Origin of the sequence: Pseudomonas sp. TAE6080 (assembly GCF_018732265.1) — a bacterium.
Taxonomy (GTDB): domain Bacteria; phylum Pseudomonadota; class Gammaproteobacteria; order Pseudomonadales; family Pseudomonadaceae; genus Aquipseudomonas; species Aquipseudomonas brenneri.
In genome coordinates this window covers 12,015-27,664 of sequence record NZ_JAHIDY010000022.1, presented here as the reverse complement: position 1 = coordinate 27,664, position 15,650 = coordinate 12,015, and the positions used below count along the sequence as shown (strand labels likewise).

Annotated in this window: 9 protein-coding genes; 7 read left to right on the top strand and 2 right to left on the bottom strand. The window is 62.3% G+C overall.

Annotated features, from left to right (window positions below; all coding sequences use genetic code 11):
- From KL786_RS17170 to KL786_RS17155, 4 genes are all read left to right on the top strand, one after another.
- Window positions 1–1,338 (top strand): TolC family outer membrane protein, encoded by a 1,338-nt coding sequence (locus KL786_RS17170; protein ID WP_215518384.1) that lies wholly within the window; start codon window positions 1–3, stop codon window positions 1,336–1,338.
- A gap of 100 nt (window positions 1,339–1,438) precedes the next feature.
- Window positions 1,439–4,363 (top strand): autotransporter serine peptidase EprS, encoded by a 2,925-nt coding sequence (gene eprS / locus KL786_RS17165; RefSeq protein WP_215518424.1) that lies wholly within the window; start codon window positions 1,439–1,441, stop codon window positions 4,361–4,363.
- Between the two features lie 85 nt (window positions 4,364–4,448).
- Window positions 4,449–7,526: an autotransporter outer membrane beta-barrel domain-containing protein gene (locus tag KL786_RS17160; protein WP_458730132.1), complete on the top strand. Its 3,078-nt coding sequence runs from the start codon at window positions 4,449–4,451 to the stop codon at window positions 7,524–7,526.
- 102 nt (window positions 7,527–7,628) lie between these two features.
- Window positions 7,629–9,476, top strand: coding sequence for a polyurethane esterase (locus tag KL786_RS17155; RefSeq protein ID WP_215518382.1), 1,848 nt, complete (start codon window positions 7,629–7,631; stop codon window positions 9,474–9,476).
- Window positions 9,477–9,601: 125 nt separating this feature from the next.
- On the opposite strand, the gene KL786_RS17150 is transcribed toward KL786_RS17155, so the two are convergent.
- On the bottom strand, window positions 9,602–9,826 hold the full coding sequence (locus tag KL786_RS17150; protein ID WP_032861135.1) for a YgdI/YgdR family lipoprotein: 225 nt from the start codon (window positions 9,824–9,826) through the stop codon (window positions 9,602–9,604).
- Between the two features lie 189 nt (window positions 9,827–10,015).
- Between KL786_RS17150 and KL786_RS17145 the strand changes: the two genes are divergently transcribed.
- From KL786_RS17145 to KL786_RS17135, 3 genes are all read left to right on the top strand, one after another.
- Entirely contained in the window at window positions 10,016–11,665 is a 1,650-nt protein-coding gene (locus KL786_RS17145; RefSeq protein WP_215518381.1) for a VRR-NUC domain-containing protein, read from the top strand.
- Window positions 11,662–13,914: an ATP-dependent DNA helicase gene (locus KL786_RS17140; protein WP_215518380.1), complete on the top strand. Its 2,253-nt coding sequence runs from the start codon at window positions 11,662–11,664 to the stop codon at window positions 13,912–13,914. Before KL786_RS17145 ends, KL786_RS17140 begins: the two co-directional genes overlap by 4 nt.
- A 79-nt stretch (window positions 13,915–13,993) precedes the next feature.
- Window positions 13,994–14,929 carry an alpha/beta fold hydrolase gene (locus KL786_RS17135; RefSeq protein WP_215518379.1) on the top strand — a complete coding sequence of 312 codons (936 nt, stop codon included), beginning with the start codon at window positions 13,994–13,996 and terminating at the stop codon, window positions 14,927–14,929.
- On the opposite strand, the gene KL786_RS17130 is transcribed toward KL786_RS17135, so the two are convergent.
- On the bottom strand, window positions 14,926–15,357 hold the full coding sequence (locus tag KL786_RS17130) for a nuclear transport factor 2 family protein (RefSeq protein WP_215518378.1): 432 nt from the start codon (window positions 15,355–15,357) through the stop codon (window positions 14,926–14,928). The two genes, KL786_RS17135 and KL786_RS17130, sit on opposite strands and share 4 nt — an antisense overlap.
- Window positions 15,358–15,650 lie beyond the last annotated feature (293 nt).

The following is a 15,650-nucleotide window of genomic DNA, read 5'->3' as shown; positions in this document are numbered from 1 at the left end:
ATGAAACCAGTGTTCATCGCCTTGCTGCTCGCGTGCAGCAGCGCCCAGGCCGCCATGGGACCGTTTGATGTGTATGAGCAGGCCCTGCGTAATGATCCGGTATTCCTCGGCGCGATCAAGGAGCGTGACGCCGGCCTGGAAAACCGCACCATCGGCCGCGCCGGCCTGCTGCCCCGGCTGTCCTACAACTACAACAAGGGCCGCAACAACTCCCAGGCCAACCTGCCCGATGGCCGTGGTGGTCATTATCACGACGACCGCAACTACAACAGCTTCGGCTCGACCTTCACCCTGCAACAGCCGCTGTTCGACTACGAAGCCTATGCCAACTACCGCAAGGGCGTGGCCCAGGCGCTGTTTGCCGACGAGAGTTTCCGCGACAAGAGCCAGGCGCTGTTGGTGCGGGTACTGACCTATTACACCCAGGCCCTGTTCGCCCAGGACCAGATCGAGATTGCCCGGGCCAAGAAGAAGGCGTTCGAGCAGCAGTTCCAGCAGAACCAGCACCTGTTCCAGCAAGGCGAAGGCACGCGCACCGACATCCTGGAGGCGGAGTCGCGTTATGAGCTGGCCACCGCCGAAGAGATCCAGGCCCTGGATGAGCAGGATGCATCGCTGCGCGAATTGGGGGCATTGCTCGGCGTGCACAGCGTCGATATCGCCGACCTGGCACCGTTGAACCAGGACTTTGCCGCCTTCACCCTGACACCTGCCAACTACGACAGTTGGCATGAGCTGGCAATCACCAACAACCCGACACTGGCCTCCCAGCGCCAGGCCGTGGAAGTGGCGCGTTATGAAGTGGAGCGCAACCGTGCCGGGCACCTGCCACGGGTGACAGCCTACGCCAGCTCGCGCCAGCAAGAGTCCGACAGCAGTAACACCTACAACCAGCGCTACGACACCAACACCATCGGCATTGAAGTCAGCATGCCGCTGTATGCCGGTGGCGGCATCTCGGCGTCCACTCGCCAGGCTGCCCGCTCCATGGAACAGGCCGAGTACGAATTGGAGGGCAAGACCCGCGAAACGCTGATCGAATTGCGCCGCCAGTTCAGCGCCTGCCTGTCCGGTGTGAGCAAGCTGCGCGCCTATCAAAAGGCCCTGGCCTCCGCCGAAGCGCTGGTGGTGTCGACCCAGCAAAGCATCCTTGGCGGCGAGCGCGTCAACCTCGATGCCCTCAACGCCGAACAGCAGCTGTACAGCACCCGTCGCGACCTGGCCCAGGCCCGTTACGACTACCTGATGGCCTGGACCAAATTGCATTACTACGCGGGCAGCCTGCGCGACACCGACCTGGCCAAGGTCGACGAAGCCTTCGGCCCAGCCCAACGCTGACCCTGTAGGGGCCGGTAAGCCGGTGCCTACTGGGGGTAACAAACACAATAAAAAGAGGAAGGTCACCGTGAACGTAAAGCAACGAGGCTATCACTGCGTGATGCTGTGTGGGCTGGCCAGCCTGGGGACCGCCCAGGCCGCCCCCTATGTGGAAACCGGTAAGTTGGGCGACCCCGCCAGTTGGCGTTCGGCCGAGTTCCAGCGGGACTGGGGCCTGGGGCGTATGCAGGCCGATCAAGCCTATGCCGCGGGAATCAGCGGTGCCGGGGTCAAGATCGGTGCGCTGGACTCGGGCTTCGATGCCAGCCATCCGGAGGCTTCCCCGGAGCGCTTTCGCCCAGTGACCGCCAGCGGTACTTATGTAGATGGCAGCCCGTTCTCCACCACTGGCGCACTGAACCCCAACAACGACTCCCACGGCACCCACGTCACCGGCACCATGGGCGCGGCCCGTGACGGCAACGGCATGCATGGCGTGGCCTACAACGCGCAGATCTATGTGGGCAATACCAACGCCAACGACAGCTTCCTGTTTGGCCCAACACCCGACCCCAAATATTTCAAGGCGGTGTACAGCGCCATGGTCGACTCCGGAGTGCGGGCGATCAACAACAGTTGGGGCAGCCAACCCAAGGATGTCAGCTATCAGACCCTGGCCGGTCTGCACGCCGCCTACGCGCAACACTTCAACCAGGGCACGTGGCTGGATGCCGCCGCCGATGTGGCCCGGGCCGGGGTGATCAATGTGTTCAGCGCCGGTAACAGCGGCTATGCCAACGCCAGCGTGCGTTCGGCCTTGCCATACTTTGAACCGGAGTTGGAAGGCCACTGGCTGGCGGTGTCGGGGTTGGACCAGGCGAACAACCAGAAATATAACCAGTGTGGCATTGCAAAGTACTGGTGCATTTCCACCCCCGGCGCAAAGATCGACAGCACCATTCCCGGCGGTGGTTACGCCGTGAAATCCGGCACCTCTATGTCGGCGCCCCATGCCACGGGCGCCTTGGCGCTGGTGATGGAGCGCTACCCGTACCTGAACAATGAACAGGCCCTGCAAGTGCTGCTGACCACTGCCACGCAACTGGATGGTTCCGTGACCGAGGCGCCAACCACCAAGGTCGGCTGGGGCGTGCCGGACCTGGATCGGGCGATGCACGGGCCAGGGCAGTTGCTTGGGGCGATGGACGTCAATCTGGCGGCCGGGCAGGGCGATGTATGGAGCAATGGCATCTCGGACAAGGCGCTGCTGCAGCGTCAGGCCGAAGACAGCGCCGAGCACCTGGCATGGCAGCAGACCTTGAAGGACAGGGGCTGGGAAAATGGCCTGGGTGCCAATGCCAGCCAGCAGGAACAGACCGACTATGCCGTGGGCATGGCCCGCGATGCGGCGGCTTCCCTGCGTGTCTATCAAGGCAGCCTGATCAAGTCCGGCGCCGGGAGCCTGGTGCTCAGCGGTGACAGCACTTATCGCGGCCCGACCACAGTCAATGCCGGCGTGTTGAAGGTCGATGGTTCTCTGGTCTCGCAGGTCACGGTCAACAAGGGTGGCACCCTTGGCGGTGCCGGGCGCGTCGGTGCGCTGCTCGCCAACAGCGGCGCTACGGTGGCGCCGGGCAACTCCATCGGTACCTTGAACGTGGCCGGGGATGTGCGTTTCGAAGCAGGCTCCACCTATGCCGTGGAGCTGTCGGACAGCAGCAGTGACCGGATCGTCGCGGGCGGCCAGGCCACCCTCAATGGCGGCACAGTGACCCTGGCCCTGGAAAACAGCCCGACCCTGCTCAGCCAGCCCCAGGCGCAAAGCCTGATCGGCCGCCAGTACACCATCTTGCAGGCGGCAGGCGGGATTACCGGCAGTTTTGGTGAGGTCTTGCCCAACTACCTGTTCCTGGGGGGCAACCTCGATTACGCGGCCAACGGTGTGCAACTGGCGATTGCCCGCAATGACGCGAGCTTTGCCAGCGTCGCAGCGACGCGCAACCAGCGCGCCGTGGCCGCCGCTGCCGAGCAGTTGGGGGCCGGCAACCCGGTGTATGAAAGCGTGCTGAGTGCCGACTCTACGGTGGTTGCCCGCCAGGCCTTCCAGCAGTTGTCCGGTGAAATCTACCCGGCGGTTGGCGCGATGTTGATCAATGACAGCCGCCATGTGCGCGATGCGGTCGGTGAGCGCCTGCGCCATGTGCCGGCCACGGGCGAAAGCAACCTCTGGATCAAGGCCCTCGGTGCCTGGGGCAAGGCCGACAGCCGCAGCGAATATGCCGGTTACACCCGTTCGATCGGCGGGATGTTGCTCGGGGTTGATGGCCAGTTGGACGAACAGACCCGCGTGGGCGTGATGGCGGGTTATAGCGACAGCTCGCTGAACATGGGCGATGGCACGCACTCGTCGGCCGATGTCGACAGTTATCACCTGGGTACTTATGCCGGGCGCGAGCTGGGTAACTGGCGCCTCAGTGCAGGCGGCGCCTACAGCTGGCATCGCGGTGATGTGCAGCGCGACCTGCAATACGGCGACGTCAGCGGCAAACAAAAGGCCAAGTTGGATGCGCGCAGCCTCCAGGTATTCACCGAAGCGGCCTACCGCTTGAACCTGCAAGCGCTGGCCCTGGAGCCGTTTGCCAACCTGGCCTATGTGCACCTGGACAGCGAACGTTTCCATGAAAAAGGTGATGGCGCAGCCCTGCAACGCGGCGGTGATCGCCGTGACGCGACCCTCGGCACCCTAGGCCTGCGTGCCCTCAAAACCCTGGCGCTCAATGACCAGCAGCAACTGGAGCTTTCCGCTTCCCTGGGCTGGCAGCACAGCCTGTCGCCGGTGGAATCCGAGGAGCACCTGGCCTTTGTTGCCGGCGGTCCATCGTTCGCCGTGCGCAGTACACCGTTGCAACGCGACGCCGCACTGGTGGGGTTGAAGGCCAGCCTGGCGTTGAACGCGGCGACGCGGATCAACCTCGACTACAGCGGCCAATTGGCTTCCAGGGAGAAGAACCAAGGCGTGGGCTTGAGCCTCGATTGGCAGTTCTGAATCGGCTCCAACAAAAAGAACAACAAACGCAACAAAACTAAGGAAGGTCACCGTGAACGTAAAACAACGAGGGTTTCACTCCGCCATCCCAACAGGCCCGGGCTACCCGCTCAAGGCCCTGAGCTGCGTGCCATACGGCGCGTTGCTGTGTTGCCTGGCCAGCCTGGGTACCGCCCAGGCCGCACCCTACGTGGAAACCGGCAAGCTGGGGGATGCCGCCAGTTGGCGCAGCAGTGAGTTCAAGGCTGATTGGGGCCTGGGCGCGGTCAACGCCGATGTGGCCTATGCCGCCGGCTATAGCGGCAAGGGCGTGAAGCTGGGGATTTTCGACCAGCCGGTGTATGCCCAGCACCCGGAGTTTTCCAGCCCTGGCAAGGTGCAGGTGCTGGTCACCGAAGGCATCCGCCAATACACCGACCCGTATATCCCGGTGAAGGCCGGTGACGCGTTCCGCTACGACGGCACGCCGTCCCTGGGCTCCAACGGCAAGCTGGGTGACCACGGCACCCATGTCGGCGGTATTGCTGCCGGTGACCGTAACGGTGGGCCGATGCATGGCGTGGCGTACAACGCGCAGATCCTCAGCGCCGAGAACGGCGACCCAGGGCCCGAAGACGGGATCATCCTGGGCAACGACGGTGCGGTGTACCAGGCCGGCTGGGACAGCCTGGTGGCCCATGGCGCGCGCATCATCAACAACAGTTGGGGCATCGGCATCGGTGATCAATTTGCCAAGGGCGGCAAGGATCCAGCGTTCCCTCATTTCAGCCTCAGCGATGCACAGGCCCAGTTCGACCAGATCAAGCCGTTGCTGGGCACGGCACCCGGTGGCGCCTATACGGGGGCGATCAATGCGGCGCGCAGCGGAGTGCTGACGATCTTTGCCGCCGGTAACGACTACAACCTGAACAACCCCGATGCAATCTCTGGCCTGGCCTATTTTGTGCCGGAGATCGCGCCCAACTGGTTGTCAGTGGCGGCGTTGCAACGCAACCCGGACACCAGCAGCCCCAACCCTTATGTGATCAGCACCTTCTCGTCGCGCTGCGGTTATGCCGCCAGCTTCTGTGTGTCGGCACCGGGCACCGCGATTTACAGCTCGGTGATGGTAGGCACTACGGTCGATAACATGACCCTGGGCTGGAACAACAAAAACGGCACCTCAATGGCCGCCCCCCACGTGGCTGGCGCCGCCGCCGTGTTGATGGAGCGGTTCCCGTATATGAGCGGCGAGCAGATTTCCACGCTGCTCAAAACCACGGCCACCGACCTTGGCGCAGCGGGCATCGACTCGTTGTACGGCTGGGGCATGATCAACCTGGGCAAGGCGGTCAGCGGGCCGGGGATGTTCATCACTGCCGAGGACATTCCGGCCGAGTTTCGCATCGACGGCGGCTATGGCAGCGGCCAGTTTGTCGCGGACTTGCCGGGGGTTGGGGCAGTGGTCGACGCAGGCAAACCCACCGAGCGTGTGTGCAACGATGTGCACTGCGGGCGGGATGTGTGGAGCAACGACATTTCCGGTCACGGCGGCCTGACCAAACAGGGCATCGGCACGCTGGTCCTGACCGGCAACAACACCTACAGCGGGCCGACCCTGGTCAATCAAGGGCTGTTGGCGGTCAATGGCTCGCTGGCATCGCAGGTTACGGTCAGCAACAGCGGGGTGCTGGGCGGTTCCGGCAGCATCGGCGCGCTGACGACGAAAAGCGGCGGTACCGTGGCCCCGGGCAATTCCATCGGCACCTTGAACGTGGCTGGTGACGTCAACTTCGATGCAGGTTCCACCTATGCGGTAGAGCTGTCGAACACCAGCAGTGACCGCATCGTCGCCGGCGGCAAGGCGACCCTCAACGGCGGCACCGTGACCCTGGCCCTGGAGAACAGCCCGACCCTGCTCAGCCAGCCTGAAGCCCAAAGCCTGATCGGCCGCCAGTACAACATCTTGCAGGCGGCCGGGGGAATTACCGGCAGCTTCGCCCAGGTATTGCCCAACTACCTGTTTGTTGGCGGCAACCTGAGCTATGGCGCCAATGGTGTGCAATTGGATGTCGCGCGCACGGCCAACAGCTTCGCCAGCGTGGCAGTGACCGATAACCAACGCGCCGTGGCGGCCGCTGCCGAGCAGCTGGGCGCTGGTAACGGTGTCTATGAAAGCCTGTTGCTGGCGCCGAGTGCGGCTTCGGCGCAAGGTGCGTTCCAACAGCTGTCGGGGGAAATCTACCCGGCCCTGGAAACCGCGCTGGTCAATGACAACCGCTACCTGCGTGAAGCGGTGGGCGAGCGCCTGCAGCAGGGGGAAATGGGCACCTCGCCACAGACCATCGACACGCGTGGCAACGTCTGGGTCAAGGCCCTCGGCGCCTGGGGTAAAACCGACAGCAGCAGCGACACGGCGGGCTACACCACCTCCATCGGCGGCCTGCTGGCCGGTGTGGACGGGGCGCTGGATGAAGACACGCGCCTGGGACTGGTTGCCGGCTACAGCGACACGTCGCTGAACATGGGCGATGGCACCCACTCGCGGGCATCAGTGGACAGCTACCACTTTGGCGCCTATGCCGGTCACGAAATCGGTGCCTGGCGTCTGAGCGGTGGGGCGACCTACAGCTGGCATCGCGCCGATGTGAAGCGTGAATTGCAATACGGCGAGGTTGCCGGCAAGCAAAAAGCCAAGGTCGATGCCCGCAGCACCCAGGTCTTCACCGAAGCGGCTTACCGCTTGAACCTGCAACCGCTGGCACTGGAGCCGTTCGCCAACCTGGCCTATGTGCACCTGGACAGCGATGGGTTCAGCGAGAAAGGCGACGCCGCTGCGCTCAAGGGCGGCGATGACACGCGCGACCTGGTCCTCAGCACCCTCGGGGTACGGGCCTTGAAGACCTTCAACCTCACCGACCATCAGGCACTGGACGTTTCCGGCACCCTGGGCTGGCAGCACAACCTCAGCTCCACCGACTCCGAACGTCACCTGGCGTTTGCTTCGGGCGGCACCTCGTTTGCAGTGGAGAGTTCGCCGATGGTGCGTGATGCCGCCTTGGTGGGCGCACGCGCCAGCCTGGCGCTGAGCAAGGAGGCGCGGCTGAACTTTGACTACAACGGCCTGCTGGCCAGCAAGGAGAAAATCCACGGCGTGGGCTTGAGCCTCGACTGGGCCTTTTAAACGCTGAAGATCGAAAACTGTGGGAGCGGGCTTGCTCCCACAGTTACAGCATTCCAACTGTTTTGGCTTTCTCGACAATTCCAACAAAAGAGAGGCAATACCATGGGTGTCTATGACTACAAAAACCTCACGACCGAGGATTCCAAAGCACTGTTCGCCGATGCTATGGCGATCACGTTGTATTCCTACCACAACCTGGATAACGGCTTTGCCGCGGGGTACCAGCAATACGGCTTCGGCCTGGGGTTGCCGGCCACCCTGGTGCAGGCATTGATAGGCAGCGGCACCTCCCAAGGTGTGATCCCGGGTATCCCGTGGAACCCCGACTCGGAAAAGGCTGCCCTGGATGCGGTGCAAAAGGCCGGCTGGACGCCCATCAGTGCGAGCACCCTCGACTATGGCGGCAAGGTCGATGTCCGGGGCACGTTCTTTGGCGAGAAAGCCGGCTACACCAGCGCCCAGGTCGAGGTGCTGGGCAAATACGATGACGCCGGCAAACTGCTGGAAATCGGCATCGCTTTTCGTGGGACTTCAGGGCCCAGGGAGAACCTGATCCTTGATTCAATCGGCGATGTGATCAATGACTTGCTGGCCGCTTTCGGCCCTGCGGATTATGCCAAAAACTACGCGGGCCAAGCGTTTGGCGATTTGCTGGGCAAGGTCGCCGCGTATGCCAGCGCCCAAGGCCTGAGTGGCCAGGATGTACTGGTCAGTGGCCATAGCCTGGGTGGCCTGGCGGTCAACAGCATGGCGGACTTGAGCAACAATACCTGGGCGGGTTTCTACAAGGACGCCAACTACGTGGCCTATGCCTCGCCGACCCAGAGCAGTGGCGACAAGGTGCTGAACATCGGCTATGAGAACGACCCGGTGTATCGGGCGCTCGACGGTTCGTCGTTCAACCTGTCGTCCCTTGGGGTGCACGACCAACCGCACGCATCCAGCGCCGATAACATCGTCAGCTTCAACGACCATTACGCCTCGACGCTGTGGAACATCCTGCCGTTCTCCATCCTCAACCTGCCGACCTGGATCTCCCATTTACCCACCGGTTATGGCGATGGCATGGGCCGCATCCTTGAGTCGAAGTTCTATGACCTGACCACGCGCGACTCGACCATCATTGTCGCCAACCTGTCGGACCCGGCCCGGGCCAATACCTGGGTGCAGGATCTCAATCGCAATGCCGAGACCCACAAGGGCAGCACGTTCATCATCGGCAGCGATAACGATGACCTGATCCAGGGTGGCCGGGGCAATGACTATCTGGAAGGCCGTGCAGGCAACGACACCTTCCGCGATGGCGGCGGCTACAACATCCTGCTGGGCGGCAAGGGGTTCAATACCCTGGACTTGCAGCAGTCGCTGAAAAACGTCGAGGTGGCCAACGATGGCGCAGGCACTTTGTATATCCGCGACGGACAAGGCGGCATCAGCATGACCCGCGATATGGGCGCGGTGGTCAGCAAGGAAAGCTACCTGTGGTTTTTCAACAAGGATGTGACCCACAGCGTCACCGACCAAGGTCTGCTGGCGGGCCGGGACCTGACGGCCTACGCCGCGTCGCTCAAGGGCGATGCCGACGCCAATCTGCTCAAGGCGGGCGATGGCGGGAAATGGCTGTTTGGCCTGGACGGCAATGACCACCTGATCGGCGGCAAGGGCAATGATGTGCTGGTGGGCGGTGCGGGCAATGACCTGCTGGCCGCGGGGGGAGGGCGCAATACCTTTCTGTTCGACGGGGACTTTGGCCAGGACCGGATCGTGGGCTACCAGTCGAGCGACAAATTGGTGTTCATGGGTGTCGAGGGCGTGAATGGGCAGTACAACTATCTCGACCATGCCAAGGCGGTGGGTAGCGATACGCTGCTGACGTTCGGGGATAACTCGGTGACGTTGGTGGGCGTAGGGCTTGGCAGCCTGTCGGCGGATGGGATCGTCATCACCTGAGGCAAGGCACTGCCCCTGTGGGAGCCGGCTTGCCGGCGATGGTCGTTAACGAAAACGCTGGGCACCTGGATCACTGCAGTGCCTGGGCGTTTTTCGCTGGCAAGCCAGCTCCTACAGGGAATCTCTTATTTTTCTTCGCGTACGGTGGCTACATCAGCGGCCTTGACGCGTACACGCTTGCCCGCGATATCGGTAAATTCGTAGAAACCATCCGGTGTCTTGGCATTCGGCGTGTCCTTGGTCAGGTACTGGGTACCGTTTTGCAAGGTCACGACGGTTTGCGTCGAGCAGCCGGCCAATACCAGAAAAGTCATTGCAACCAGCGCCAGGCCACAGTTTTTCATGTTCATAACCCTTACCTTCATCCTTCGAAAACCCCGTGCTCAACGGCGGCGGGTAACAAATGTTACGCGGATACACCCCCCATCTGATCGTTTTTATACAAAAAGTTGCGTGCGCCACTGATCTATTACCGATTGCAACACTCGCCACGCAACGGCACTCTGTATGCATAAACAGTAGTTGCCCAAGTGCCTGTGATGTCCAATCCCCTCGAAGAGCCGTTCTACTACCTGCATAACTTCCAGCAAGTGCTCGACTGGCTGGAGCAGCGCTATGCCGATCTGCTGGACGCCGAAGAACAGCGCTTCATGACGCAGTTTGCCCAGTTGCCGCAGCCTTCCCAGGCGTTGCTGGTGCGGATGGTGATGCGCAAGGGCGTGCACTTTCGCGCCAGCAAGCTCAACTATGGGGAAATCGGCGCGGCCGAGGCGGCGGTGCAGCCACTGTTGGCGCAAGGTTGGGTCAGTGAGCAGGGGCTGTTATCGATTGACGAGCTGTGGGGCCAGTTACAGAAAGCAGAGATCCTGCAGGCGTTCAAGCCTTGGATCGAGCAACCCAAAGGCAAGAAAACCGACTGGTTGGCGCCGTTATCCAGCCAATTCACAGAGCAGCGCACCTTCGACCAATGGTGCCCGGCGCTGGACGACCGGCTTTACAGCCTCACGGTGATGGACCTGTGTGACCGCCTGCGCCTGATGTTCTTCGGCAATCTGTACCAGGACTGGTCGGAGTTTGTACTGGCGGACCTGGGGATCTACACCTACGAGAAGGTCGAGTTCTGCGCCGAGTCCCGTGGGTTGCGCCATCGTGACGATGTGTCTGGCCTGCTGTTCCTGCACCAGTGCCAGCAAGCCTTCGAGGCAGGCGCACCACTGGAAGAGGTACTGGCGCAGATTGCCACACTGAACACCGATAACCCTTGGCTGGAAAAACGCCGGGCCAAGCTGTTGTTCCAGGTCGGCCAGCATTGCGAACGCCTCGCCGAACTGGCCCTGGCGCAAACGATCTACCGCGATTGTGCCTATCCCGGCGCTCGGGCACGGCTGATCCGGGTGCTGGAGCGCCAGGAGGATTTTGCCCAGGCGCTGGCCCTGGCACTGCAGGCACACGCCGCCCCCCACAGCGCGGCCGAGCAGCAGCACCTGTTACGGGTGCTGCCGCGGTTGCGGCGCAAACTGGGCGAGCCGGCGCAGCCCAGGCCCAAGCCCCAGGTGATCCAGCGCCTGGACCTGGAACTGCCATTCCCGGAGCCGGTGGCTGGCGTGGAGTTTTGCGTGCAGGCGCACCTGGGGGATGAGGAGGGGCCGGTGCACTACGTCGAGAACACCCTGATCAACTCGCTGTTCGGCCTATTGTGCTGGCCGGCGATCTTTGCGCCGTTGCCCGGTTCGTTCTTTCACCCGTTCCAGCGTGGGCCGGTGGATCTGCACAGTGAGGACTTCCAGCAGCGGCGTGCCGAGCTGTTTGTTGCTTGCCTGGACCAACTGCACGACCAGCGCTACAAAACCACGATCCGCCAGCGCTACGCCGAAAAATGGGGGATCCAGTCGCCCTTTGTATTCTGGAATGTGTTGAGTGAAGAACTGCTCGACCAGGCCCTCGATTGCCTGCCGGCCGACCACCTGCGGCACTGGTTCGAGCGCCTGTTGCTGGATATCCGCGCCAATCGTGCCGGGATGCCAGACCTGATCCAGTTCTGGCCGGCGCAAAAAACCTACCGCATGATCGAAGTCAAAGGCCCGGGCGACCGCCTGCAAGACAACCAACTGCGCTGGCTGGAGTTCTGTGGCGAGCACCAGATGCCGGTCACCGTATGTTATGTGCGCTGGGCGGAGCAGGACGCTTGAGCTACACCGTCGCCGTACGGGCCTTGTGCGAGTTCACCGCCAAGGTCGGTGACCTTGATCTGCGGTTCACGCCGTCGCCCAGCGCCCAGGAAGGCATGCTCGGCCATCGCACCGTGGCGTCACGCCGCAGCGCGCACTATCAGAGCGAAGTCGCGCTGGAAGGGTGCTACCAGCAACTGACCGTGCGTGGTCGTGCCGACGGCTTTGACCCGGATCGCCATGTGCTGGAAGAGGTCAAGACCTACCGTGGCGACCTGGCTGCCCAGCCGGCCAACCACCGGCAACTGCACTGGGCCCAGGCCAAGGTGTACGGCTGGCTGATGTGCAGCAAGCTGGGGTTGCCCGAGATAGAACTGGCGCTGGTGTACTTCGATATCGTCAGTGAGCGTGAAACAGTAATCAGCCAGGTTTACCCGGTGGATGAGCTGGAAAAATTCTTCAATCAGCAATGCGTGTTGTTTCTCGACTGGGCCGAGCAGCAGGCCCGCCAGCGCCAGGCCCGCGATGCTGCGGCCAAGGCCCTGGCCTTTCCCCACGCAGGCTTTCGCCTCGGCCAGCGCACCCTCGCAGAGTCGGTGTACAAGGCGGTCAGTACCGGACGCTGCCTGATGGCGCAGGCGCCCACGGGGATCGGCAAGACCATTGGCACGGTATTCCCGATGCTCAAGGCCCTGGCGCCGCAGCAGTTGGACAAGCTGTTCTTCCTGACGGCCAAGACCCCCGGCCGCAAACTGGCCCTGGACGCGGTGCAGGTACTGCACGCAAGCGCCGACCTGCCATTGCGCGTGCTGGAACTGGTGGCGCGGGACAAGGCCTGCGAACACCTGGACAAAGCCTGTCATGGCGATTCCTGCCCGTTGGCCAAGGGTTTTTATGATCGATTGCCGGCCGCGCGCGAAGCGGCTTCTAAGGTCCGCCTGCTGGACCAGCGCAACCTGCGGGAAGTGGCGTTGGCCCATGATGTCTGCCCTTATTACCTGAGCCAGGAAATGGCGCGCTGGTGCGACATGGTGGTCGCCGACTACAACTATTACTTCGATTTTGGCGCGCTGCTGTTTGGCCTGGCCCAGCTCAATCAATGGCGGGTCGCGGTGCTGGTGGACGAAGCCCATAACCTGGTGGAGCGGGGCCGCGCGATGTATAGCGCCGATCTTGATCAATTCGCCCTGAAGACCCTGCGTGATACGGCCCCCGAACCGTTGAAAAAGCCCTTGCAGCGGCTCAACCGAGAATGGAATGCGCTGCACAAGGAGCAGGTCGCGGTGTATCAGGCCTACACCAGCAAACCGGACAAGCTGCTGCACGCCCTGGCCCTGTGTACCAGCGCCATGGGTGAGTATTTCAACGACCACCCGCACGCGCTCAATGGCGAACTGCAAAGTTTCTACTTCGACGCATTGCAGTTCGCCAAGGTGGCGGAGCTGTTCAACGAACAGTTTATTTTTGATATCAGCCAGCGCGACCCGCTGGCCAAGCGCCGCTTCTCGCGCTTGAGCCTACGCAATGTGGTGCCGGCCGAATTCATTCGCCCGCGCTTGACCGCAGCCCGCAGCAGCGTGCTGTTTTCCGCGACCCTGAGCCCCCGGCATTACTATGCCGACCTGCTGGGGCTACCGGCAGATACGGCGTGGGTTGACGTGGAATCACCCTTCGAGGCCGCGCAGTTGCAGGTGTGCATCATCGATCGCATCTCCACGCGCTTCGTGCATCGCCAGGCATCCCTGGAGCCTATTGTCGCGTTGATCGCCCAGCAGTTTGAGCGTACGCCCGGCAACTACCTGGCATTTTTCAGCAGCTTCGATTACCAGCAGCAAGTCGCGCAATTACTGGCCCAACTTCACCCCTCGATCCCCACCTGGCATCAATCACGGGGGATGGCCGAGGTCGAGCGCCAGGCCTTCCTCGACCAGTTCACCCAACACAGCCAGGGCGTCGGGTTTGCGGTGCTGGGCGGGGCGTTCGGCGAGGGTATCGACCTACCCGGTACACGCTTGATTGGCGCCTTTATCGCTACCCTGGGCCTGGCGCAAGTCAACCCGGTCAACGAGCAGATGAAGCAGCGCATGGGTGCGATGTTCGGTGCCGGTTATGACTACACCTACCTGTATCCCGGGATCCAGAAGGTGGTGCAGGCGGCCGGCCGGGTGATTCGTACCCAGCAGGACCAGGGTGTGGTGATGCTGATCGATGACCGCTTTGCCGAGCCCAAGGTGCGGCCGCTGCTGCCGCGCTGGTGGGCGGTGACCTGAGGTATTTGCCCCATCAATGATGCTGGCACGAGCCACGCCGGTGGGGCAGTCTGCAGCAATCCCCTCATGGAGCTGCGTGATGAGTGCTATCGAACAACAGACGATCCAGGTCAACGGCATTCAATTGAGCCTGCACATCGCAGGCCCCGAAAGCGGCCCACCCGTGTGGTTGCTCCATGGCTTTCCCGAGTGCTGGCACTCCTGGCGCCAGCAGATACCCGTGCTGGCCGCTGCCGGGTATCGCGTATTTGTGCCAGAAATGCGCGGTTATGGGCGCAGCAGCGCGCCTGCCGAGATTGCCGACTACGACCTGTTGACCCTGTGTGCAGACATCCAGGAGGCCATGGACCTGTTCGGTCATCAGCGGGTGGCGATGGTCGGCCATGACTGGGGCGCGGTGGTTGCCTGGCACCTGGCCTTGCTGGAACCTGCGCGTATCAGCGCCTTGGTCACCTTGTCGGTGCCGTTCGCCGGTCGCTCCCGCAGGCCGGTGATCGAGATCATGCGTGAGCTGTATGCCGAGCGGTTCAACTACATCCTGTACTTCCAGCAGCCCGGCGTGGCGGAGCAGGAGTTGGAAGCGGATATCGAGCGTACCTTGCGTCTGTTCATGCAGGACCAGGATGTGTTCCTGCAACAAAAGCCGGCCACGGCCAGCTTGCTGGATGGCGTCGCGCTGCCGGGCACCTTGCCGGCCTGGTGCAGCCAGCACGACCTGGATATCTATGTGCAAACCTTCGCCAATGGCTTTCGCGGGCCGTTGAACTGGTACCGCAACTTCGAGCGCAACTGGCAGCGCACTGAGTTCCTGGCGGGCCGGCAGGTGCTGCAACCGACGCTGTTCCTGATCGGCGACCGCGATCCGGTGGGGGTGTTTGAGGCTCACACCCTCAAGCGCATGCCCGAGGTGGTGCCGCAGTTGGAACAGCATGTCCTGGCCAACTGCGGGCACTGGATCCAGGTGGAGCAGGGCGCGCAGGTCAACACGCTGCTGCTGGCATTCCTGCAGCGTTAGCCCTTGGTCTTGGCCAGGAACGGTGCCAGGCGCCGGCCCATTTCCTCGCCAAGGGCCTGGAGCCCGCTCAAGGGGCGGACCATCACTTCAAACTCGATGATCTGCCCTTGTTCGTTGAAGCGGATCAGGTCGATGCCCTTGAGCTGCTTGTCGCCCACTCGCGCGCTGAACTCCAGCACCACGTTGTGGCCGTCGGCGCTGGCCAGCTCACGGTGGTACTGGAAATCTTCAAACACGCTAAACACAGTGTTGAGGATCATCGACACCACGGGGGCGCCGGGGTAGGGGGTATGGGCCATCGGCGAGCGAAATACTGCATCTGGTGCCAGTAGTTCGGGCAGGGCCTTGAGGTTGGCAGTGGCCAGCATGGTATGCCAGCGCTTTAGGGTATGGGCGGCCGGGACGGATAATTGCAGAGCGTCGGACATGGTCTGTACCTGTTCTTATGAGTGTTGAGCAACCATAAGAGCAGCTGTGGGATGGGATCAATGATCCTAACTGACAGTTATATGCCCTGAATACACATCCTCTCTGTAGGCGCTGGCTTGCCAGCGAAGGTGTTCAACGATAACGCGGGAAGCCTGGAGAAACGCGGCGACCTTGGGTTTTTCGCGAGCAAGCTCGCTCCTACAAAAATGCCCTAAGTACACATCCCCCCCTGTAGGAGCTGGCTTGCCAGCGAAGGTGTTCAACGATAACGCGGGAAGCCTGGAGAAACGCG